This is a genomic window from Psychrobacter immobilis (assembly GCF_904846065.1).
Lineage (GTDB): Bacteria > Pseudomonadota > Gammaproteobacteria > Pseudomonadales > Moraxellaceae > Psychrobacter > Psychrobacter immobilis_H.
Genome location: NZ_CAJGZV010000001.1, coordinates 658,577 through 682,599, shown reverse-complemented (window position 1 = coordinate 682,599; position 24,023 = coordinate 658,577). Strand labels below are relative to the sequence as shown.

Genomic DNA, 24,023 nt, shown 5'->3' with positions numbered 1-24,023 from the left:
GGGCGTCCTTTTTTGCTTTATTAGTATTAACTTACGGCTTATTTAGCACGTAATATGGCTTAGCTACCGCGGTAAGTGCTATAGCCGTATGGAGACAAAGTGATTGGCACATGGTAATGGTTATCGCCTTCGATATTGAAATTGACTTCAACATATGGATAGAAAGACTCTAGACCTTGATTTCGGAAATAAGGAGTCGTCTCAAAAATCAACTTATAAGTACCATCATGCTCAACGCCGTCTTGATTCGGTAAGAAGTTGCCGATACGACCATTATTATCAGTCTTTTGCGCATTAAGCAATTTCCAGCTACCAGTTTTCTCTTGCATCATCAGTTTTACATTGACGTTTGGTGCTGGTTTGCCTGTACTAATGTCTAAAATATGACTAGATAATTGATATTTATCTTGATCACCAGCAGCATGGCTAGCCGTTGCAGTCATAGCTAATACGCTACCAAATGCAGCTGCCTTGAGTAAGTTTTTTTTCATGAATCATCCTATTCAGTCAATTGTATGTGTTAAATGAATTATCTTCTTCAGCAAGCTATTTACCATTTTTAAGTATGCCTGTCCGTAGAAAATAACCGTGATTTACCTCAAAAACATAGTTAATCATGTTGTTCATTAAAAATATATTCATCATTATAGGCTTAATGTACTGGTGTAGTTTAGATTGTTAATAAGACCGTATAATTAAGATAATGTTAACTTATATAAAAATGAGTATAGTGAATGTAAAACTTACATTCGCTATAATTCGTGTTACTCATAAATAAAAAGCATCAATGCCATGATTGAACATTGCAATTGCTTGATTTAAGACAAAAAAATAGCAGACCATCTGAATGATGGTCTGCTATTGCTAGGCTAAAAATAATGTTTGCATGCAAATATTATTTAAAACAAAATACGCACGCGAATCGTCTCTTCTACGTCTTTTAACTGATCTAGCGCGGCAGTTGAATCATTGTAATCAACATCCATGACCAAATAACCGACATCACCTTCTGTCATCAGGCTTTGTGCTAGGATGTTAATTCCTGCTTCTGCAAACAGACGGTTGATCTGAGACAACACGCCTGGCACGTTTCTATGGATATGTAATAGACGATGCGAGTTTTCTTTGAATGGAATAGAAACTTCTGGGAAGTTCACGGCTGTCGCTGTGTCACCTTGGTCAGAGTATCTAACAAACTTATCAGCGACTTCAAGTCCGATATTGGCCTGTGCTTCTTGAGTTGAGCCACCAATGTGCGGCGTCAAGATGACGTTATCAAATTTACGCAGTGGTGATTCAAACTCTTCATCAGCTGATTTTGGCTCTTTCGGGAATACGTCGATCGCCGCGCCCAGTATTTTACCAGATTCAAGCACAGCGGCTAAATCATCAATCTCTACGCAAGTACCACGAGCGGCATTGATAAAGTAACTGCCGTCTTTCATATGGGCGAACTGCTCAGCTTTCATCATGTAGCGGGTGCTTGGTACATCAGGTACATGCAAAGTCACGATGTCAGCCATTGATAGTAGCTCTTCTAAGCTACCTACTTGTACCGCATTACCTAGTGGCAATTTGGTCACAGCATCATGATAAATGACTTTCATGCCAAAGCTTTCTGCTAAGACAGACAGTTGCGAACCGATAGAACCATAACCGACGATACCGATAGTCTTACCACGTACTTCATGTGAATTGGTCGCAGACTTGCCCCAACCGCCACGATGTACGGTCGCGTTCTTTTCAGGAATGCCGCGATATAGCATGATGGCTTCGGCCAATACCAGTTCAGCCACCGAACGGGTATTTGAGTATGGCGCGTTAAAGACGGGAATACCCAAATCACGAGCGGCGTCTAAGTCTACTTGGTTGGTACCGATACAAAAGCAGCCAATACCGATGAGCTTGTGCGCGTGCTCAAGTACTTCACGTGTCAATTGCGTACGCGAACGGATACCGATAAAGTGAGCGTCTTTAATTTTTTCGATCAGCTCATCTTGATCTAATGCGTGACTGATATTCTCGATGTTATGATAACCAGCTCCTTCCAATACTTTTAAAGCATTGTCATGTAGACCTTCAAGCAATAAAAACCGGATTTTGTCTTTTTGTAGTGATAACGCCATATGAGAACTGTCCTATAATTGTCTTGTAAAATTATCTGAGGGATAATCTGTAGTCGAAGCCGTTTAAAGTAGGTACAAAGTAACCAAGCGCAAACCATACACTGAGTACATTAAATGAGGTTAACGTCGTAACCACTTACCAATGCTTTAACTATAGGGTGGGTGAAACGAAAACAGTCTGGATATCTTACACAAAATTGGGCGGCGATGTTAGCAGATTAGATGAATTATTGGTTATCAAGCCTGAAAACTTTTTATGCTATAGTAAATCATGCTGTTCGACGTTTATTAAACTATTTTTTGCCATTTACCGCCATATAAGCACGCAGCATGACATCTTTCTATCATTGCTTTACTGGCTCACTTATAATCATATAAATACGTACTATATAAACATACCTATGTGGCTATGTTTATATCCATTTAGCGATATAATAATCCCCTTTAGGCATAGCGCTTACGTTTATACCGAGATTTGACCATGACTTCTTTATCTAGCCAAAGCACCTCTGCAACCCATACAGCTGCTGTTCAAACTATTTTAAGCACGCTCATTGATGCCCATCAGTTTGACGCCAGCCAAATCAAAACCGACCCTGAGAGTTTAGAACATTGGGGCAAGGACTGGACCAAGCACTTTGCCCCTGCCGCTGCTGCTATTCTCTTTCCAAAGACCACTGAGCAAGTACAAGCCATCGTATTGCTTGCCAATGAGCACAATGTGGTGTTAACGCCAAGTGGCGGTCGTACCGGTTTGTCAGCTGGTGCTGTCGCCGCCAATGGCGAGATTGTCGTCAGTATGGATAAAATGAACCGTATCGGACAGTTTTATCCAGCCGATCGAATAGTTGAAGTCGAAGCAGGCGTCATTACTCAGCAGTTGCAATCATTCGCAGAGTCTAAAGACCTCTACTACCCTGTCGACTTTGCCTCAGCTGGCTCAAGTCAAATCGGTGGCAATATTGGCACCAATGCAGGCGGTATCAAAGTCATACGCTATGGCATGACTCGTCAATGGATTATGGGGCTGACAGTGGTCACTGGTAAAGGCGATATCTTGCAGCTCAACCGCGGTATGGTCAAAAATGCTACGGGTTATGACTTACGCCAATTATTTATCGGTAGCGAAGGCACACTTGGGCTTGTCACCCACGCGCAAATCAAGCTTGAGCGTCAGCCGCAAGACTTAAACGTCATGGTACTGGGCATGGACAGCTTTAATGATGTCATGAATGTGCTATCAGCCTTTCAAGCAAAGATTGATTTGACCGCTTTTGAGTTCTTTGATGATGTGGCGATTGATAAATTGATGGCACATGGTCAAGTACAAGAGCCATTTGAATCGCGCACCAAATTTTATACGCTATTAGAGTTCGAAGCGCCATACGAGCCGATCATGGATAAAGCCATGGCGATATTTGAAGAATGCATGGAGCAAGGTTGGGTCGTCGATGGTGTCATGAGCCAGAGCTTGGCACAGGCTGAAGAGCTGTGGAAGCTGCGTGAATACATCTCTGAGACCATCTCAGTATTTACGCCTTATAAGAACGATGTATCCGTACTAATAAGCTATGTCCCTGAGTTTATCACCGAGATTGATCACATCGTCAGCAGCAACTACCCTGACTTTGAAGTCTGCTGGTTCGGTCATATTGGCGATGGCAACTTGCATCTTAATATTCTAAAGCCTGAAGACATGAGTAAAGATGATTTCTTTGCAGAGTGTCAAATCGTCAACAAACACGTGTTTGAGACGGTGCAAAAGTATGGCGGTTCGGTTTCGGCTGAGCATGGCGTCGGTATGACTAAAAAGCCTTATTTACAATATAGCCGCAGTGAGACTGAGATTGAGTACTTACGAGAGGTAAAAAAAGTCTTTGATCCGAATAACATTATGAACCGTGGCAAGATTTTTGATATGTAAGTGCTTATTCAATGATTAAGCTCATAATTAAAATGGCATAAAAAATGACGCTAAACATTGATATTTAGCGTCTTTTTTTTGTCTTATAAAAGTGATTATTTATAAAAATAACAACACTAGCGCTACCACTAATAACACACTTAAAAAACCTTGAACGATTAAAAATGCTTGATGCGGGGCGGCGATATGACGAAACATGTTGCCCAGTGCATTATAGGTAATACCAGCCGCTTTAATATGTGGCGGCGTATCAAAGGTTTTGATGATTTGTAAAAAATTCTCGGTACGATCAGGCGACCAATTATGCGGCGCAAATGGCAAATATAGCGATAACTGTGCGGCTTGCTTTTTGCTCGCTGGTGACCATAACCAACGCTCTAAAAATAATAAGCGCATACGCCAATCCGCAAAACGGCGATGTTCTATCGTCTGTAACAGCAATATTTCAGTATTCTTATGGCGCTTATCCGCAAATATGCGTTGCTTTAAGGCAAATACGTGCGCTTTCTCACCTTCGATGCATTGCAAAAAATGACCACTACCATAACATAGAGTACCTGTAATGCCATGCTGTTGATTATAGTTACGCGCATGACATTCTACTTCATCAAATATAGAGGCGCTTAAACGTGAGACAAGCGTCAAACTACTAACATACACCAATTGAACCAGCGCTGAGTCTTCTATCTCATCCCAGCTACTGACTCTATTGTTGTGACTTGAGGGCATAATAAAACAATCCTAAAAAGCCGATTAAATACGGCTAAACAAAACAAACACAACGACGCCCCAATAAAAAAAGACAGCGACTCACAAAAACGTAGCAAATAGTTACCACGTTAAACTGTCATTACTTGAGTAGCTTGTTATGATAACCAGCAAAACAAATAGACCAAAACCAAATATAGTCAGTTCTTTTTAAATAAGATACAATCGTTTTAAAACAAGCGAAATGGCAGAATAACAAATGACCTATTCAGCAGATTTTCGAGCACAAGTGATTAAAAGTGTCAAAAACAAAGACATGAGTATCCGTCAGGCTTGTACTTTTTATAATATTAGCAAAACCGCATTACAGCGCTGGCTCAAAGATTCAAGTATCAAACAAACCCGGAATAAACCACCGACTAAAATACCGAATGAAGCACTCTTAAAAGACGTTGAACAACATCCAGATGACTATTTATATGAGCGAGCTAGGCGATTCAACTGTAGTAAGACCGGCATGCACAATGCTTTAAAACGCCTAGGTATCAGTCAAAAAAAAGACCTTAGAGCATCCAAAAGCCTGCCTGATAAAAAGAGCGTCGTATCAGAGTAAGCTTGATAGCTTTACACAGCAAGGCTATCCCATTGTGTATATGGATGAAAGCGGCTTTGAGGCTGAAACTATAAGACCTTACGGATACTCACCGATAGGCAAACCCTGTATCGACAGCTTCAACTGGCAAGCAAAAAAGCGCACTAATGTCATCGGTGCTTTGTATAAAAAGATGCTGTTTGCGCTTGATTACTTTGAACAAAATATCAACAGCCATATATTTTATGACTGGTGCAAGTTCACGCTAATTCCAAGTCTCAAGACTAAATGCGTGATCGTTATGGATAATGCCCGCTTTCATAAGAGCAAGCGTATTCAAAAACTACTGAACAGGCACGGTCATCGTATTCTATGGCTGCCACCCTACAGTCCTGATCTAAACCCCATTGAAAAGAAATGGGCTCAAGCTAAGTTTCTACGCCAAGGGTGGATGGAGAATAATCTGCCTAAGCTATTTCAGGATATGGGCTGTATTTATTTTATTGTGAACTGACTATAGATCAAAACTAAGCATTCTAAGATATGATATTTAAAAATAATGTTAAGCTAACAAAATATCTGTACTGACATCTTCAGGTTAGAAGCTGTACCAAACACTTGGCTTGTATTAACCCCAACGACGGTTTGTGAACATTATGAAAAATTTTATAGTTACTTTAATTCATAGCTAATTTAATTTACAGACACTTTAATTTAAATTTATAGCTACTTTAAAATGATATGAGATTCAAAAAACACGTCAGTAACGCCAAATCTGACAGAATTCATAAGATAAATCATTTTCATAACTTATTGTAAATACAGTGATAATTGATTGTAACGATAATATTTTATGATTGGAATATTTTTATCACTTTTTTTACACAAAAAATTGCCAACCGAAAAAAATTGCCAACCGAATTGTGGCAACGCATGCTATTTGATATCACTAAAATTAATAAAGATCCAAAACAGGAACATTATGAGCAAAATAGAAAAACTAGACGACTTTCATCTAACCATCGCTGAAATCAAGAAAAAAGACTATCCACAATTAAAAGCATTAATGGATCGTGTCTATGTCAACTTAGGCGGTGCATGGTCAAAGAACACTATTAATACCTTAATCGATGCCTTCCCCGAAGGTCAGATCGCTTTATTTGATCATGATCAATTGATTGGTATCGTGTTATCTATGCGTGTTGATTATGCCACGTTTTCTAACCCGCATACCTACGACGACTTGATTGGTCATAAAGAGATTATCAGAGACAACCCTGAAGGCGATGCTATTTACGGTTTAGATGCGCTGATCGACCCTGAATACCGTGGTTATCGCCTAGGACGTCGATTATACGATGCCCGTAAAGAGCTGTGTCGCCAGTTAAACTTCCGAGCTATTTTGGCTGGTGGTCGTATCCCGAACTATCATAACCATCAAGATCTCACACCTGGCGAATATATTGAAGCCGTCGCGGCTCGTGAAATTCATGATTCTGCATTGTCTTTCCAACTCTCAAATGGCTTTATCGTCAAGCGTATCTTAACGGCTTATTTGCCTGACGATAAACAATCTAAAGGTTTTGCTACTCTACTTGAGTGGGCAAATATTTATTACGAGCCGCAAGATTATAAGCCAAACACTCGTAAGTCTGAGGTGCGTATTGGTGGCATCCAATGGCAAATGCGTGAAGTCGAGTCACCTGAAGAGCTGCTGCAACAAGTCGAATTCTTTGTCGATATTATGGCTGATTACAATTCTGACTTTGCTTGTTTACCAGAGTTCTTTAACGCACCGTTGATGGGTCTGTGTGAATCGACAGATCAAAACGTCGCTATTCGATTTTTAGCTGGTTATACCGAATGGTTTAAAAATGAGATATCGCATTTAGCGGTCAGCTACAACGTCAACGTCATTACAGGCTCGATGCCGTACTTAGACGAGGACGATACGTTATATAATGTCAGCTACTTGTGCCGCCGCGATGGTACGGTCGAAGAGCAGCGCAAAATCCATATTACCCCGCATGAGCGTAGCGCTTGGGTCATCGAAGGCGGTGACGAGGTTAAGGTGTTTGATACCGATGCCGGTCGTATTGGTATTTTGGTCTGTTATGACGTTGAATTCCCTGAGCTTGCCCGCCTCATGGCACTTGATGATATGGACATCTTATTCGTGCCATTTTGGACAGACACGCAAAACGGCTATCTACGCGTGCGCCACTGCGCCCAAGCACGTGCGATTGAAAACGAATGCTATGTGATGATTTGTGGTTCGGTTGGTAACTTACCACAGGTTGAAAGTCTCGATATTCAATACGCACAGTCTTCTATCTTCTCGCCATCAGATTTTGCTTTCCCGCATGATGCGATTATGGCAGAAACCACTGCCAACACTGAGATGGTATTTTTCTCAGATGTGAACTTAGACAAGCTTATTCATGTCCGTAACGAAGGTTCGGTACATAATCTGCTTGATCGCCGTGATGACTTGTATAGTTTGAAATGGAAGAGAAAATCTAAAGTATCAGCCAGTAAGCTAAGCGATGATGAGCGCCTCGAAAACTCTGGTAGTGTCCTGCTCGGTGATCCATTACAAAACCGTGCGCAAAAACCTTAATCAGTCACTTTAAAATACCAACACTGAACACGGTTTAATAAAATTTATGAATAATACGGCTGACATTTCAGCCGTTTATTTTTATCTATCAACAACCACTTATCAAAGCCATTTATACAAAACCTATAGCAAAAAAGCAGCCATTATGACGACTGATACTGAAAAATCCATTAAAAAGCCAAAGAAAACGCCCAAGCAAAAGGGGTTGTCTATCGCTAAAAATCTCCTCATATATGGCTTGGTATTTGCTGTTATTTATACCGCTATTAATTGGTGGCGACAACCTATCATGCCCGCCAACCCGCAATTGCAACTGACCGATTATCAAGGGCAAGTCGTTGACTTAGCGGCGCTGAGCAATGAACAACCAACGCTGGTGTATTTTTGGGGCACGTGGTGTCCCATTTGTAGTATCACCTCGCCGACCATAGACAAACTTGCCGCCGCAAATGATTATCCAGTCGTTACGATTGCCATTAAATCAGGTACTGACCAAGAGCTGAATCGCTACCTTAATGAAAACAGCTATCGCTTTACGACGATAAATGATCAAGAAGGCAGCATCTTCGCTGATTGGCAAGGACAAGTGACGCCTTCGTATGTCATATTAAAGAATGGCGAGATGACTCAAGGGTTGACGGGCATTCAACCCTTATGGTCGCTGAAATTGCGCTTATGGTTATCATCAGTTTTTTAACGCTTAGCCTCCTGTTTAGAGTCCAATTATTTAGAGCCCAATCGATAGACAATGGCACTTGCCATCCGTATGATTCAATAGATGCTGCATCACTCATATAAATGATTGGTTTTGGCTAAAATAAGGACAATACTGACCAGCTCTTTTTACCCTAGCTTTTTTGTCATATAATAGCTGGCAATCTCATTGCCTCTTTTTAGTTTATTGCTATCACGGTATTTTATTATCCATAAGCATATTTTATGTTGCATTCGTCTCGATAGCATTTATTATTGACGTGAGCATATTTATGACGTTGATGCACAGCGATATATTATAAGTGAGAAAGCGATCATCAACGGTTAAGCAGCCAGCTAAGCATTACCCTAAATGTCACATCTGACTTTACATCGATTTTTAATCCATCTTCTAAAAAGACATCTTCTATGACTGATAAAAGTACTGATACGCCAAACCAAGATTATAAAGACACGCTAAACCTTGCCGACACGCCATTTGCGATGCGTGCCAACCTTGCCAAGCGCGAGCCAGATTGGCTTGCTGCTTGGGAAGCGGATGATGTGTACGGCAAAATTCGTCAGGCACGTGCTGGGGCGACCAAATACATTTTGCACGATGGCCCTCCTTACGCCAACGGTCAGATTCACTTGGGTCACGCGGTTAATAAAGTACTCAAAGACATTATCGTGAAGTCAAAAACGCTATCAGGCTTTGATGCGCCTTATGTCCCCGGTTGGGACTGTCATGGTCTGCCTATCGAGCAAAAGGTCGAAGCCAAAGTTGGCAAGGTCGGTCAAAAAGTATCGGCGACTGAGTTCCGCGGTCTATGCCGCGAGTATGCGAGCACCCAGATTGAATTGCAAAAGGCAGATTTTAAGCGTCTAGGCGTATTTGGCGATTGGGACAACCCATATCTAACGATGAACTTCCATCAAGAAGCCAACATCGTACGCGCCCTTGCCAAAATTTATGACAATGGTCATGTCACTCGCGGTATGAAGCCAGTCAACTGGTGCTTGGACTGTAGCTCTGCGCTGGCTGAGGCGGAAGTGGAATACCAAGATAAAGTGTCTGATGCTATCTACGTGAGCTTTGATGTTTTGGATACCGATAAGGTTGCCTCGTTGGCTGACGTAGCGGGCAATATCGCCGCTGTTATTTGGACGACGACCCCTTGGACGCTACCTGCTAACCAAGCCATCTCTGTACATCCTGAGCATAACTATAGTGTGGTGGCGACTGAAAAAGGTAATTTGCTATTAGCTGCGGATTTGGTTGAAACAGCATTAACGGAACTCAAACTTAGCAATCAGGGTGTGTTAGCTACCGTATCTGGGCGCGAGCTTGAAGGCTTGCGTGCCCAGCACCCACTGATTGCAGACCGTCAAGTCCCATTAATCTTAGGCGATCACGTGACCACCGATAGCGGTACTGGCCTCGTCCATACAGCACCCGGTCACGGTCTTGACGATTATATCGTAGGTCTTAAATATAACTTACCTGTTGAAAACCCAGTCAGTGGTACGGGCGTTTATCTGGACAGCGCAGCGGTATTTGCGGGCGAGCACATTTATAAGGCCAATCCAAAAATCATCGCCGCACTGCATGACAATGGACATCTAATCAGTCATACCAAGATTGAGCATAGCTATCCACATTGCTGGCGTCATAAGTCACCGATTATTTTCCGCGCAACGCCGCAGTGGTTTATCAATATGGAAACCAAAGGTCTGCGTGAGCGTGCGCTTGCAGATATCCCAGCAGTAAGCTGGACACCAGCATGGGGACAAAACCGTATCGAAGCCATGATGACGGGTCGACCAGATTGGTGTATCTCACGTCAGCGTACATGGGGCGTGCCGATTACTTTCTTTACCCATAAAGAAACAGGCGAGCTGCATCCAAACACGCTTGAGCTGATGGAAGTCGCTGCACAAAAAATCGATGCGGGCGGTGTGGAAGCTTGGTTTGATGCCAGCTGTGAAGACTTCTTAGGCAACGAGGCTGCTGACTATGATAAAGCAACCGATACCTTAGACGTTTGGTTTGACTCTGGCACGACGCATTTTGCGGTCCTTGAGCAGCGCGATGAATTGACCAATCCAGCAGATATCTACTTGGAAGGCTCTGACCAACATCGCGGTTGGTTCCAGACTTCATTATTGACCTCAGAAGCCATATACGGTCGCCCACCATTTAAGCAAGTACTGACGCATGGTTTTGTGGTTGATGAAAACGGTCGCAAGATGAGTAAATCACTGGGCAATATCATCACGCCGCAGGAAGAGATCAACAAAACAGGCGCGGACATGCTGCGTTTGTGGATTGCCTCAAGCGACTATCGCTATGAGATGAGCGCAGGTAAAACGGTCTTTAAAGGTGCAATCGATATGTATCGCCGTATCCGTAACACCCTGCGTTTCTTACTTGCCAATACCGATGACTTTGATCCTGCGACCAACAGCGTCGATATCAATGAGCTGGTCAGCCTTGATAAATTCATCATTGAGCGCGCGCAAACCGTGCAAGCACAAATCATCAGTGCTTATGATGCCATGGATTTTCACCAAGTCACCCAGCATATTACTGCGTTCTGCTCGCAAGATTTGGGCAGCTTCTATTTAGATATTATCAAAGATCGTCAGTATACGACTCAGACTGATGGACAGCCACGCCGCTCTGCGCAAACGGCTATTTATCATATCGTTCAGGCGCTCATTCGCTGGATTACGCCGATTTTGTCATTCACGGCACAAGAAGCGTGGGAAGTATTGCATGGCGCTGACAATTATGTATTTACTGAAGAATGGTATACATTTCCAGAATTTGAGCTAAGCGCGATCAGCAACGATGACTGGCAACGTATCATGTTGGCAAAGGATATGGTCAATAAACATATCGAAACGGCACGTGGTGAAAAAATCATCAACGCTAACTTGTCTGCCGATGTTAATCTATATGCTGACGGTGCAATGCACGAAAGCTTGGCCAAGCTGGGTGAAGAGCTGCGCTTTGTACTAATCACTAGTAGCGCAACTTTGAAACCAATGAACGACGCTCCTGCCGATAAAACAAGCACAGATGAGCAAACTGACGGCAGCACGGATGAATCAGTAGGCTTAGTGGTCAAGGTGAGCGCCGCAACTGGCACCAAGTGCGTACGCTGCTGGCATATCCGTGATGATATCGGTACCGATAGTGCACATCCAGAATTATGCGCGCGCTGCGTGACTAACGTCAGCGGTGATGGTGAGGTGCGCCACTATGCCTAACCATACGCCTAACTCAACAGAATCATCAAACAACAAGCCGCCATATGGTGAAGTCGATAAATCACCTGAACCAGCTCATGCAACCACAGGCAGCTCAACGACACCGAAAAGTCGTCTGAATAAGACGCCAAAAATGATTGCGAATGGCCGTCGTGCGTTTACGTGGTATCTCCTATCGTTGGTCGTGCTAATTATCGATCAATGGACGAAGTGGCTGGCTGAAACTAAACTGACTTTTCATGAGCCAGTACCTGTGATTGAGCCTTTTCTGAATTGGACATTGGCATACAACTATGGCGCGGCATTTAGCTTTTTGGCAGATGCCGGTGGTTGGCAGAAGTGGTTTTTTTCGGGACTGGCATTGATAATGTCGCTATTTTTAATTGGCTACCTGATAAAAGCCCCGCGCCAAGCCAAGCTACTATCGACAGGTCTAGCGCTAGTGCTCGGCGGTGCGGTTGGCAATCTCATTGACCGCTTGCTACATGGTCACGTCATCGACTTCATCCATGTACACAACGCTGATGTCTGGCATTACCCTATCTTTAATATTGCGGATATGGGCATTAGTATCGGTGTAGCGTTGATTGTCATTGACATGCTATTTTTAGAAAAAAAGCGTGAAATGCCACGGTTGTAACCGTCTACAGCTAGAAATATTAATTCAATTTATAAATAAATAAAAAAGGTGGATTACTCAGTCGTAACCCACCTTTTTTATTCATCATTTTTTCTGATAAAGACTATTGGCATAGAGTATTGCGCCTATACGCCACTCTTAAAAGCTGAAAGTCATGATTGATTACCTCTTAGGAAATTTCTCACGCTTCGATAATTTTTTAAGATAATCTTGAACCTGCTCAGGCAACGCAACGCCCAGCATCTTCAACCATGAAAACAAATGCTGATAATAAATGTCTGCCAGCGTAAAGCTGTCCCCCGCTATATACTCCTGCTCATCTACCCAAGCATAAGCAATTGGTAGGGCTTTTTGGATACACTTCATGCAGTTGTTAGCGGTGCCCTCAGGCCAGTTTTCATAATTGTCTAATACCTTGATTTTGGTGAGTATCCATAGATAACTCTCAATCTCGATCATGCCAAATGAAATTACTTGGCGAAGTTTATAGTTTTTCTCAGCGAAGTTCTCATCTGCTGTGTTTGGTGTCAAAGGTTTGTCAGGGTGTAACTCATTGAGATATTCAATAATAGCCAACGACTCAGTAAAATGTTTGCCTTCATGTGTGATGGTAGGGATTTTACCAAAGGGGTTAACGGCTAAAAACTCAGGACTACGCTGCTCCCCTTTTTTGCCATCTATTTCTTTGGTCTCATATTCTAAGCCCAGCTCCTGCAATGCCCAAATGACCGTTTCAGCGCGACTTGGATGGGTGTATTTGTATAAAGTAATCACTTACGTTCGCCTTTTATTATTAATAAAATCCATTTAAGGTTTATTCTGAAAAATCGTGCTCATTGCGTACGATTCGTCATACTCGCACAAAATACCAATGCACGGCAAGCAGCCACTCAAGATATAAAACTTTGATGTTTCATGAGCCGTTTATTTTAGACTTAAGCATTAAACATCAAAACTACACCGCTCACTATGATAAATAAACAAGTGCTTTTATACCAAAGAATCAAGTAATCCTTGCAAAAATTTCAAGCTTCCTCCTGTCAATATAAACAATAACCCCGCCATATTGATGAGAACAGTCAAATAATATGCCACTCGAAATTCAGGCTTTTGCGACTTGTGGCGTAGATACGTTTGCGCAACCATCGCGCCCACCCAACCGCCCAGCGCACTTAGCAGATGCAAGGTTGATTCAGGTGTGCGCCAATCATTATTCTGAGCAGCGGCTTTGTCTTTGGCATACATCATATAAGTAATGAGACCCAAAGCCACATACCAACCCACAACTAGCCAGCTGAGCTTGTTCATAGCGGCCAACAAGATTAATACGCCATAAAAGCCCACACCAAGGAACAAACGTTTCTTTTGTCCCGCTTCAAAGTCTGCTTGCATGCTACGTTTGTGATTACGCTGACGGATTTTCTGATTTTTTTGCGCCATTTTTTGCTGCACAAAGCTCAGTTCTTGTACATCTTTTGCTTGCATACGCCCTTGGTTGTCTTGCCCAAACGTAAAAACAACGGGCTCACCGACCTCAGGGCGACGGCGCGCTTTAAACTCATTGATATGAAAGAATATTGAATCACCATTCTGTGTTTCGATAAAACCAAAGCCTTTGTCGTCTTGCCACTTTTTAATGTGACCTTGTTGTTTATTTACCATAAAAACCCCTGCCTGCTCTTAGAATTGCCAAATATATTACACTATTTGCGTTACACTATTTACGCTTACATACTCTCCAAGATGGCTTATCATTTCTTATATTATTCGCCAAACCAATTCCTAATCCCGTAATAAATGGCTGTTGACTATGACCGACTCACAATTTATCAATCCCAATGAAGACACCCGTATCACTTTTGGCAGCCTTGTAAAGCTGCACTTTGAAGTATCACTAGAGAACGGTACGATGATTGATTCTACCTTTAGCCGTGATGCGCCTGTGACGCTCACCATTGGTGATGAAAGTTTGTTACCTGGCTTTGAGCAGGTATTAATGAACCTGCGTGCTGGTGATACGCGCTCTGCCCACCTTGAGCCGGAGCAGGCATTTGGCGATTGGAATCCTGACAACATCCAACATTTCAGCCGTACTCAGTTTGCGTTAATCGCTGATAATCCAGAAATCGGCATGATGGTAGAGTTCGAAGACAAAGGCAAAAACACGCTGCCGGGTACGATTAGTGCACTCGATGACGAGCAAGTCGAAGTGGATTTTAACCATCCCCTTGCCGGACAATCCCTGTTATTTAAAGTAAAAATCTTTAAGGTTACCCCGCCTGGTGTCACTGGTATAAAGCTCATGTAATCGCTTAAAAAACTGTCAGCTATAAAAATACATTTACAAAGGACATTCATATGCAATATCAAATGTTGCCACAACTCAATGAAAAAGTTTCTAAGATTTGTTTAGGCACGATGACATGGGGACAGCAAAATACCGAGACCCAAGCACATGAACAAATGGACATGGCGCTAAGCGAAGGGGTGAATTTTTGGGATACGGCGGAGATGTATCCATCGCCGCCGGATAAGGACAAGCAAGGCGATACTGAACGCTTTATGGGTACATGGTTTAATAAAACCAAACAGCGCGATAAAGTTATCCTTGCTAGCAAAATATCGCCGATGGATTTTTTGCGTGATGGGCAAACGCGTTTTAATGCCGAACATATTAGCAGCGCCATCGATGGCAATCTTCAGCGTTTGCAGACCGATTATATTGATATTTACCAGCTCCATTGGCCTGAACGCCAAGCGAATTTTTTTAGTCAGCTTGGCTATACCGAAGAGATGGCAGCGCAACCATTAGATGATTTGACACCATTTCTAGAGACCATTCAAGCGTTAAATGATGAGATTAAAAAAGGGCGTATTCGCGCTTATGGACTATCGAACGACACCGCTTGGGGACTGATGCGCTACCTATGGGAGGCCGATAAAAATGGTTTGATCGCCCCTATCACGGTGCAAAATCCTTATAGTTTGCTAAATCGCTTATATGAAGTCGCTATGGCCGAGATTACGCACCGTGAGAATGTGGGTCTACTGGCTTATTCACCGCTTGGCTTTGGTGTATTATCTGGTAAATATCTCGATGGCAAACGTCCAGCGGGTGCGCGTCTGACGATGTATGATCGCTTTGCGCGCTATACCAACGAAGAAGCGCTATCAGCCACTACTCAATACGCCAAAATAGCAGAAGATGCAGGTTTAGATATGGCACAGATGGCACTAGCTTTCGTTAACTCACGCTCATTTGTCACCAGTAATATTATTGGCGCTACTACGATCGAGCAGCTAAAATCCAACATCGATAGTATACACTTAACCTTAAGCTCAGAAGTATTGGAAGCGATTGAAGCGGTGCATACCCAGCATCCCAATCCATCACCTTAGTTTGATATAGGTAAAGCATTTATAAATTAATGTTTGAGTATTTAGTAAACAAAAAAGGCGCAAATCGCAGTTATAAACTGAGCGATTTGCGCCTTTTTTATTAGAGCGTGTTAAATATTCGAAACTATTAAGCTGTCACCGCTTAAACTTTAGCGACTTTCGTTAAGACTCGCGAATGCAGTTCCGCCAAACCTTCTTGCATACGGGCTTGTAACAAATCCGTCAATTCACTTTTGCTCAACCCTTTAGGATCTATTGGCTCAAGTGGCAATACATAGGCGGTCACATCTTTCGTATCGAGCACCTTTTTTATGCTCTCTTTCATCGTAAGCTTGCCATAGTAAGGCAACTCTTCACTTAACGTGCCGTCTTTATTGACGTAAGCAATTACCAGTGGGCGTACGGGTACGTCAGCATCTATGGCAGCTTGTAGCAACGTGCCATGAATACGCTTGATTTTTTTGCCATCGGTGGTGGTCGCCTCAGGGAAGAATATGACCGAGAAACCTTTGGTCAAAAAACTGGCAATTTGGGCGGCGACCGACCCTGCATCACCGGAACCACGCTCGATAAATACCGTGCCTGCTGCATGAGCCAGCTTACCAAATACAGGCCATTCACCGATTTCAGCTTTGGATAAGAAAAAAGCAGGACTCAGCGTCCCCACCACAGGGATATCCATCCATGACACATGATTGGATACCCATAATCCGTGATGCTGCTCTACCCGCTCGACTGCCACAACCTTGACGCCAAAAGAGCCTGCCATTTTGCGGCAAAAGGCTTGAATATAGCGTGGCAATTTTTCGCGTGGTGGCTGCTTAAATGCGCCAATACGTTGGGCGGCGCGCAATCCACCAGCGATAGTGGTGGTCATGCCAGCAATTTGTTTGCCGCGCCCTAATTGTTGTCTGAGTGAGAAGCCTGACTTAGATTGGCTCATCTGTGTCCCTCGTGGTTAAAAACTTATGATTATATATCGTAAACAAGCGCCATGAGTATAACAAAATTTATTCAGTCAGTGACGATTTGTTCACTGAGTTGCTTTTTATTCACTGAGCTCCTTTTTGTTCAATGAGTTGCTTTTTATTCAACCAGTTCTGCTGCGTTCACTGATTTGCCTATGGCTTTCATTTACGCTGTAACATAAAACCATCGTTAATTGTGCTAGAACGCTTTAATATTAACTGATGAGACCACATATATATGGTCATATGAACGCTATATCGACGTTTACTGAATGGATAATAGCGATATATTTACTTTATTAAATAGGTGATACTCTTTGGATTATTTTGAAAGACACGAAGGTGGCGAGCGCGCCATTATAGTACATTTAGACATCCGTCAAATTCAAGATCCTGATGATCTAGGTGAATTTGAGCTGTTAGCAGACTCAGCAGGGGCTGATCGTTTGGCTTTAGTCACAGGCTCACGCCAAAGACCCGACGCCAGATACTTCGTTGGTAGCGGTAAAGCAGAAGAAATAGCAGAATTGGTACGCGAACATGATGCGGATATCGTCTTATTTAACCATAGCTTATCGCCATCACAAGAGCGTAATATTGAAGCTTTGGTCAAATGTCGCGTACTGGATCGTACGGGTTTGATATTGGATATTTTCGCGCAGCGTGCCCGTACTTATGAAGGTAAGCTACAAGTAGAGCTGGCGCAGCTCAACCATTTATCGACGCGTTTGGTACGAGGTTGGACGCATTTGGAGCGTCAAAAAGGCGGTATTGGTCTACGTGGACCCGGCGAAACCCAGCTTGAGACCGATCGTCGCTTGCTACAAGTGCGCGTGAATCAGCTTAAAAGCAGAATCGAGAAAGTCAGACAGACACGTGCGCAAGGTCGAGCCCGCCGCCAAAAATCAGATGTGCCGACGATTTCGCTTGTCGGTTATACCAATGCGGGAAAATCTACGCTATTTAACCGCTTGGTCGACGAAAATATCTATGCAGCGGATAAATTATTTGCCACGCTAGATCCCACTTTACGCCGTTTAGACTGGCAGGGTGTTGGTCGTGTTGTTTTAGTCGATACGGTAGGTTTTGTCCGTCATCTGCCGCATGAGTTGGTCGAATCCTTTCATGCGACATTAGAAGAAACCTTGGAAGCAGATTTATTGCTACACGTCATCGATTCTTCTAGTGAAGATATGCATGAGCAAATTCAGGCGGTCAAAGACGTATTAGCGGAGATTGATAATGATGTACCAGTGCTCAATGTCTACAACAAAATTGATTTGACAGATGAGCCTGCACATATTGGTTATGCTAGCGAAGGACAACCCAATCGCGTCTATGTTTCTTCTAGAGAAAATCTAGGTATGGAAGCGTTGTCGTTAGCCGTCCAGCAGTTACTGACTGGTACACTCACCACCTTTGAGTTGACCTTACCTTATCATGCAGGTCAGTTAAAAAACGCCTTATATGAGCTGGGTGTTATTCAGGAAGAGAGCTACGATGACAGCGGGCATGAATGTTTAACGATTCGCTTGCCAAGCGATACGCTAAGACAACTACTGGGTCAGGCCAATTTAGAGCCTTTAGATGTACTGCCATTAGCACAAGCCACATTATTGATGCCAGTACTTGAAGACTTCGAAAAGCCTGACGAGGTTGAAGAGCCGACGATGACCGAGGCAGAAGAAAAAGCGTTTGATGAGTTTGATGCGCTGAATTCTGAAGCCGCTAAGTCAGAGGAATTAGCAGTAGAAGTGGAAACTCCTGACTCAAAGATATAAATGACTGAATCTGTAAAATAGCTTTATAAAAGACAAAAGGATGATATCCATTGATATCATCCTTTTTTTTGGCACATAGCATTAAATTTGGGGCTTTCCGATCACCAAAACGCGCTACCATAGCCTATGTCGTTCAAAGTGAGCACAAGGTAGCCTGGCGCAAATGATACATTCATTATAGTAAGCGAGCTTAACGCTGTTGCTATTTATAATCGCACTGACGATATGCTATAAGCTTTATTAGTTTGCCTACTCTCTATATAATCATCGACTATAGGTTCAACCAATATTCATATCATTGATAGATAGAACACACTCATTAGAGTGCTGTTACATATTTTGTTGCTACTATCCTATCTCTTTCTAAATCGGCCAGTATTTCTTATGAAATCTACTCACTCCGCCCATTTGCCGCTATGGCTTGCCTTAGTCCTGACACTCACGATGGTCATCGTGGTTCGTGAATCAGCCGTTATCATCTGTCAATTGGCAGGAATAGAAAAGGCTGCCAACATCGTTGGATTGGTCGCCATGTTCTTTATTTTGATGGCATGGCGATTACTTAAAGGGCTGCCCAGTTGGCTCACCCAAGCCAGTAACACTTTATTGGTGGATAGCGGTTTTGCTTTTTTGCCCGTGTCTGCAGGTGCAGGTTTACTGCTATTCGCTTTAGGTGATGAGCTTTGGGGCGTTATGCTGACGATGATGATTAGCACACTCATACCGCTTTGGGGACTTGCCATACTTGCCAACCGTTCGCTCAATCACGATGTTAGCATCGATAGCACCACCGTTGAAGAGCACAAAGGACAGCTATGAGCTGCATGAACAAGGAAATGCAATGACTTTTGATAACGTGTTTGTGGCAACCTTTGCGGCGATATTATTAACGCTAATCGCTCATGTGACTGCTCGTGTATTGGCACGTAAGCTCTCATGGCTGCCGATGGTGATTACGGCGTTGGCGCTTGTTCTCTTATTTTTGTTTATCCTACAATGGGATTACAACGATTATTACGATGTTGCCAAGCCTGTATTTGATCACTTATTGGGATATGTCACCGTACTGTTGGCAGTACCATTAGCAGCAATGAACTTTAAAGGTCTGCCAGTCAAAAAGCTTACTCTCATAGTTATCCTTGCAAGTGTGGTTGGTGCATTGCTACCGATGTCATTGGCTTATTTATTTTCATTAAGTCACGACACCATACTCGCTTTCGCAACGCGTTCAGTGACCACACCCATCGGTCTGAGTGTCGCAGATCTAATTAAAGCACCACTAGCCATGGCGAACTTAATTATTATTGTCTCAGGGCTTATCGGTGGTACTTTGGCGCGCTTTTTATTTCGCGGTATAGATGATGACCGTGCCAAGGGCTTAGCACTTGGATTGGCAGCACATGCTTTTGGTACCGTCGAAGCATGGCAAATTAGCCACACTGCTGGGCGTTATGCGGCATTTGGACTGGCAGTAAACGGGCTGGTCACCGCCGTTTGGGTGCCTATTTTTATCAGCGCACTTTCTATATAACCCTGTTCAAATCACTTTCCAGTGCTCCAAACAGCTTTTATTTCTCACGATTCGTTCATTGCCACAGCAAGAATATTCACGTACCACATACGCCTAAAAACAATAAAGCCGATACTCAATCAACGTACTCAAAAACGGTAGTGTGTTGATTTTTTTACAAATTAAAAATGACTTTTATACTTTGTACTGATAATCGTATGCGTCGAAAAGTTATTATATGTTATAGTAAGCAACTATTATTTTTTGTATCCAATGCGAGTGGTTTCTAGTTAGACGTGGTTTTTGCTAGGGTGCTATATCGTTTACAGCGATAAAATCCTACCAGCACGATAACCGCTTAAATGCGCAGAACGACGCGCCTATAGGCAAAGCAATTTGCTATTACTCGATGAAAAGTGATAACCCTATGATAAATGTTACAACCTTAGTGACTCGCTGCTTGTCTCCTGTTTTATTGACCGCTGTCGCCTTATCCAGCCTATCTGTTGCTGCTCAAGCAGGTAATATGTATATTTACAAAGACAAAGGCGGACAAGTCTTACTCACTAACGTCAATCCAAGTGGTAATTTTGACAAATTCACCAAAAAGGTAAAAGTCACTTACTACAAAGATTCTAAAATGTATGACGGTAGTAGTGACAATAGCAGCAGTAATTACGGTAGTAGCTCTGCCAGCAGTAGCGGAAGCCGCAACTCATACGACAGTTATATTCGCGCCTCAGCTCAGCGTCATGGAGTAGATCCTGGGCTTATAAAAGCAATGATGCATAGCGAATCCGCCTTTAACCCGAATGCACGCTCACCTGTCGGTGCGCAAGGTCTCATGCAGCTAATGCCAGCGACTGCGCGACGCTTTAAAGTCAGCAATCCTTGGAACCCTGCAGATAATATCGAAGGCTCTGCTAAATATATTGCATGGCTGATGAAGCGTTTTAATAACAACGTAGAATTTGCGGTTGCGGGCTACAATGCGGGTGAAGGTAACGTTGATAAATATAACGGCATCCCGCCTTTTAAGGAAACCCGTAACTATGTCAAAAATGTCATGAGCCGTTACCATAGCTTGTATAAAAACGACTCAGGGCTATCAGGCAGTACCATGAACGCTAGCAATCAAATCGCCAATCCTAGTCTCAGTAGTGGCTTACAAAACGTCAGCTATGGTACCAGCAGTAATAGCAATAGTGCCAGCTATGCCAACTCAGCATATGATGCGCTACGCTAAAATGAAGACTACATGAACCGTTGAATCCAAACGTAAAAAAGCCCGTTAATTATATTAACGGGCTTTTTTGTGCTAAGAGGCTTTATCTATTAATTCATAATCTATCTTGTCATATTTTTTGAGTTCGATACAAGATTAATAATAAAGCTGATCGGTGAGTACCAGACCAAAAAGCTTAGCACTCACCTTTCTTCTTAGCAAAATTTAAAAATTACTTGTTAGCCAGTGCTTGTGTTGCAGCAACTTCAGCAGCAAAGTCTTCTTGCTTTTTCTCGATGCCTTCACCAACTTCTAGACGTTTGAAAGCAAGTACTTTTACGCCTTCAGCTTTTAGTACATCACCAACTTTCTTCTCGTTGTCCATAACGTATGGCTGACGCAATAAAGTCACTTCTTCTAGGTACTTACGTAGGCCACCTTCGATCATTTTTTCAACGATGTTATCAGGCTTGCCAGACTCACGAGCTTTTGCTTCGATGATGTCTTTTTCGCGTGCTAATAAATCAGCATCTACACTTTCGTCATCAACCGCAACTGGGTTAAACGCAGCGATATGCATGGCAAGGTTTTTGCCAGTATCGGCGTTGCCGCCTTCAAAAGATACCACAACACCAATACGTAGACCATGACGGTATGAAGCAAGGTTGCTACCTTCTAATACTTCAACGCGGCGTACTTGGATGTTTTCGCCGATTTTTTGTACCAAAGATACACGAGCTTCTTCAATAGTCTGACCATTGCCATATGGCAATTCAGCGATAGCAGCTACGTCAGTCACATTGTTTTCTAATGCAATGTTCGCTACTGCTTCTGCAAATGCCGTAAAGTTTTCGTCTTTTGCAACGAAGTCAGTTTGGCAGTTTACTTCTAACAAGAATGCTTTGTTATCGCCTTGAGCGATGATGATAGCGCCATCAGCTGCAATGTTACCCGCTTTTTTAGCGGCTTTGGCTTGACCAGATTTACGTAGGTTATCAATGGCAGTTTCTACATCGCCGTTTGACTCTTCTAACGCTTTTTTACATTCCATCATGCCAAGACCAGTACGGTCACGCAATTCTTTTACCATTTTGGCAGATACTTTTACTTCTGACATAAGAGTTACCTTTTATTATGTATGGGAGTGCTTAATTTCTATGAGATATATCTTTACTATCTATTGGTACTATATCGCTTTTATAGTAATGAAAGCACTCATGGTTGATCGTGATAACAGACAACATTGTAATGACAGATATTGTGCATCACGAGTCTAGCTATAAGCGATAATACTCGCTTATTAACGAGTGTTCCATCAACAATAAGGCATGACGAGTAAAACTACATCATGCCTATTGTAAGCTTATACGTGTGAGCTTATACGCTGTTAATAACTTTATATGAATGCTGACAAGATAACTATCAAGACACCGTTACAAAGTTAAACCTTAGCGGTCAGCGATTTATTCTGCTGGAGTCGCCGCTTCTTCTGCTTTGGCTTCAACTGGTGCTTCTTCAGTAGCAGGTGCTTCTTGCTCAGCTTTGCCGCCCGCTTGAGTCTGTGCGTATTCTTTACCAGCGATAATCGCATCAGCCATAGAAGTCACATACAAGGTCACAGCACGGATAGCATCATCGTTTGCTGGGATGATGTAATCAACGTTATCTGGGCTAGAGTTAGTATCAACGATACCGATAACTGGGATACCTAGATTTTTAGCTTCTTTGATAGCAATCGCTTCATGATCTACGTCTACAACGAAGATTGCGTCAGGTAGGCCGCCCATATCTTTAATACCGCCTAGTGAACGCTCAAGTTTTTCCATATCGCGAGTACGCTCTAACGCTTCACGCTTAGTAAGCTTGGCGAAAGTACCGTCTTCTGCTTGCTTTTCTAGCTCTTTTAGACGGTTGATTGACTGGCGAAGTGTTTTCCAGTTGGTAAGCATTCCACCTAACCAGCGATGGTCAACGTATGGCATGCCAGCGCGTGCTGCTTGCTCAGCGATGATACCGCTTGCTGCGCGTTTAGTACCTACGAACAATACTTTGTTTTTCTTGGCAGCTAAGCCGTTAACGTAAGTCAATGCTTCGTTAAACGCTTTTACTGTGTGCTCTAAGTTAATGATGTGAATCTTGTTACGGGCACCAAAGATGTATGGTCCCATTTTTGGATTCCAAAAACGTGTTTGGTGACCAAAGTGAGCGCCGGCTTGTAGTAAGTCGCGCATTTCGATTTTGGTTGGATTCTTTGTAGACATGTGAAATTCCTATTGGTTGGGTTATGCCTCCACATCACAAAAACTGCCTATCTAGCGACACGCATCTGCTAACGGTTAATGCTCATTGTGGCAGCACTAACTTTTTTGCAAATTAATCAAGTCGCCAAACACCCAGCAATTTTTTGCCATGATGTGTGTGTCATTGGTTGATGGGTTGGTTTAAAAAATTGAGCTATCGTTTGAACGTAAAAATACGATGTGATAAAAATAGCTGGGCTGTATTTTATCACATAATGCTTAGCGACTGCTAGCGCTATTATGCTGTTTAAGTAGATGATA

Annotated in this window: 21 protein-coding genes; 13 read left to right on the top strand and 8 right to left on the bottom strand. The window is 42.8% G+C overall.

Going from position 1 to position 24,023, the window contains the following annotated elements:
* Nucleotides 1–59: 59 nt before the first annotated feature.
* Together uraH and serA are read right to left on the bottom strand one after the other, a co-directional pair.
* Nucleotides 60–491 (bottom strand): hydroxyisourate hydrolase, encoded by a 432-nt coding sequence (gene uraH / locus JMW64_RS02890; protein ID WP_201502008.1) that lies wholly within the window; start codon nucleotides 489–491, stop codon nucleotides 60–62.
* Between the two features lie 408 nt (nucleotides 492–899).
* Entirely contained in the window at nucleotides 900–2,126 is a 1,227-nt protein-coding gene (gene serA / locus JMW64_RS02885) for a phosphoglycerate dehydrogenase (protein WP_201552929.1), read from the bottom strand.
* A gap of 481 nt (nucleotides 2,127–2,607) precedes the next feature.
* Here serA and JMW64_RS02880 point away from each other — a divergent pair, with 481 nt between their 5' ends.
* Nucleotides 2,608–4,050, top strand: a complete 1,443-nt coding sequence (locus tag JMW64_RS02880) for an FAD-binding oxidoreductase (RefSeq protein WP_201552926.1) — start codon at nucleotides 2,608–2,610, stop codon at nucleotides 4,048–4,050.
* A gap of 99 nt (nucleotides 4,051–4,149) precedes the next feature.
* On the opposite strand, the gene JMW64_RS02875 is transcribed toward JMW64_RS02880, so the two are convergent.
* A complete protein-coding gene (locus JMW64_RS02875; protein ID WP_201552923.1) occupies nucleotides 4,150–4,779 on the bottom strand; it encodes a BLUF domain-containing protein in 630 nt (209 codons plus the stop codon).
* A gap of 238 nt (nucleotides 4,780–5,017) precedes the next feature.
* On the opposite strand from JMW64_RS02875, the gene JMW64_RS14055 reads away from it, so the two are divergent.
* From JMW64_RS14055 to lspA, 6 genes are all read left to right on the top strand, one after another.
* Nucleotides 5,018–5,371, top strand: coding sequence for an IS630 transposase-related protein (locus JMW64_RS14055; protein ID WP_045456530.1), 354 nt, complete (start codon nucleotides 5,018–5,020; stop codon nucleotides 5,369–5,371).
* Nucleotides 5,343–5,864, top strand: a complete 522-nt coding sequence (locus JMW64_RS14050; RefSeq protein ID WP_406947496.1) for an IS630 family transposase — start codon at nucleotides 5,343–5,345, stop codon at nucleotides 5,862–5,864. The genes JMW64_RS14055 and JMW64_RS14050 overlap by 29 nt, the downstream gene beginning before the upstream one ends.
* 468 nt (nucleotides 5,865–6,332) lie before the next feature.
* Entirely contained in the window at nucleotides 6,333–7,970 is a 1,638-nt protein-coding gene (locus JMW64_RS02865; protein WP_045453728.1) for a carbon-nitrogen hydrolase family protein, read from the top strand.
* 145 nt (nucleotides 7,971–8,115) lie between these two features.
* Nucleotides 8,116–8,667, top strand: coding sequence for a protein disulfide oxidoreductase (locus JMW64_RS02860; RefSeq protein ID WP_201555006.1), 552 nt, complete (start codon nucleotides 8,116–8,118; stop codon nucleotides 8,665–8,667).
* A 425-nt stretch (nucleotides 8,668–9,092) separates the two neighbouring features.
* Nucleotides 9,093–11,939: an isoleucine--tRNA ligase gene (gene ileS, locus JMW64_RS02855; RefSeq protein WP_201552920.1), complete on the top strand. Its 2,847-nt coding sequence runs from the start codon at nucleotides 9,093–9,095 to the stop codon at nucleotides 11,937–11,939.
* On the top strand, nucleotides 11,932–12,579 hold the full coding sequence (gene lspA / locus JMW64_RS02850; protein WP_201552897.1) for a signal peptidase II: 648 nt from the start codon (nucleotides 11,932–11,934) through the stop codon (nucleotides 12,577–12,579). The genes ileS and lspA overlap by 8 nt, the downstream gene beginning before the upstream one ends.
* 162 nt (nucleotides 12,580–12,741) lie before the next feature.
* Here the strand turns inward: lspA and JMW64_RS02845 are convergent, their stop codons facing one another.
* Entirely contained in the window at nucleotides 12,742–13,353 is a 612-nt protein-coding gene (locus tag JMW64_RS02845) for a glutathione S-transferase family protein (protein ID WP_045453726.1), read from the bottom strand.
* A gap of 216 nt (nucleotides 13,354–13,569) precedes the next feature.
* Entirely contained in the window at nucleotides 13,570–14,241 is a 672-nt protein-coding gene (locus tag JMW64_RS02840) for a DUF1294 domain-containing protein (protein ID WP_060490442.1), read from the bottom strand.
* A gap of 148 nt (nucleotides 14,242–14,389) precedes the next feature.
* On the opposite strand from JMW64_RS02840, the gene JMW64_RS02835 reads away from it, so the two are divergent.
* Together JMW64_RS02835 and JMW64_RS02830 are read left to right on the top strand one after the other, a co-directional pair.
* On the top strand, nucleotides 14,390–14,887 hold the full coding sequence (locus tag JMW64_RS02835; protein ID WP_045453721.1) for an FKBP-type peptidyl-prolyl cis-trans isomerase: 498 nt from the start codon (nucleotides 14,390–14,392) through the stop codon (nucleotides 14,885–14,887).
* 50 nt (nucleotides 14,888–14,937) lie between these two features.
* Complete coding sequence (locus tag JMW64_RS02830; RefSeq protein WP_201552895.1) at nucleotides 14,938–15,978, top strand: aldo/keto reductase; 1,041 nt, start codon at nucleotides 14,938–14,940, stop codon at nucleotides 15,976–15,978.
* Between the two features lie 142 nt (nucleotides 15,979–16,120).
* Here the strand turns inward: JMW64_RS02830 and JMW64_RS02825 are convergent, their stop codons facing one another.
* On the bottom strand, nucleotides 16,121–16,921 hold the full coding sequence (locus JMW64_RS02825; RefSeq protein ID WP_109591016.1) for a lysophospholipid acyltransferase family protein: 801 nt from the start codon (nucleotides 16,919–16,921) through the stop codon (nucleotides 16,121–16,123).
* Between the two features lie 342 nt (nucleotides 16,922–17,263).
* On the opposite strand from JMW64_RS02825, the gene hflX reads away from it, so the two are divergent.
* The 4 genes from hflX (at nucleotide 17,264) to JMW64_RS02805 (ending at nucleotide 21,483) form a co-directional block, all read left to right on the top strand.
* A complete protein-coding gene (gene hflX / locus JMW64_RS02820) occupies nucleotides 17,264–18,727 on the top strand; it encodes a ribosome rescue GTPase HflX (RefSeq protein WP_201552893.1) in 1,464 nt (487 codons plus the stop codon).
* Nucleotides 18,728–19,111: 384 nt separating this feature from the next.
* Nucleotides 19,112–19,546: a CidA/LrgA family protein gene (locus tag JMW64_RS02815; protein WP_201552889.1), complete on the top strand. Its 435-nt coding sequence runs from the start codon at nucleotides 19,112–19,114 to the stop codon at nucleotides 19,544–19,546.
* A 22-nt stretch (nucleotides 19,547–19,568) separates the two neighbouring features.
* Nucleotides 19,569–20,258, top strand: a complete 690-nt coding sequence (locus JMW64_RS02810) for an LrgB family protein (RefSeq protein WP_055125716.1) — start codon at nucleotides 19,569–19,571, stop codon at nucleotides 20,256–20,258.
* A 406-nt stretch (nucleotides 20,259–20,664) separates the two neighbouring features.
* Nucleotides 20,665–21,483, top strand: coding sequence for a lytic transglycosylase domain-containing protein (locus JMW64_RS02805; RefSeq protein WP_198329664.1), 819 nt, complete (start codon nucleotides 20,665–20,667; stop codon nucleotides 21,481–21,483).
* A gap of 211 nt (nucleotides 21,484–21,694) precedes the next feature.
* Here JMW64_RS02805 and tsf read toward each other — a convergent pair whose 3' ends face one another.
* Together tsf and rpsB are read right to left on the bottom strand one after the other, a co-directional pair.
* Nucleotides 21,695–22,579 carry a translation elongation factor Ts gene (tsf, locus tag JMW64_RS02800; protein WP_109591012.1) on the bottom strand — a complete coding sequence of 295 codons (885 nt, stop codon included), beginning with the start codon at nucleotides 22,577–22,579 and terminating at the stop codon, nucleotides 21,695–21,697.
* A gap of 346 nt (nucleotides 22,580–22,925) precedes the next feature.
* The gene (gene rpsB / locus JMW64_RS02795) at nucleotides 22,926–23,723 is read right to left on the bottom strand and encodes a 30S ribosomal protein S2 (RefSeq protein WP_045443642.1); all 798 of its coding nucleotides are present in this window, start codon (nucleotides 23,721–23,723) and stop codon (nucleotides 22,926–22,928) included.
* Nucleotides 23,724–24,023: the final 300 nt, after the last annotated feature.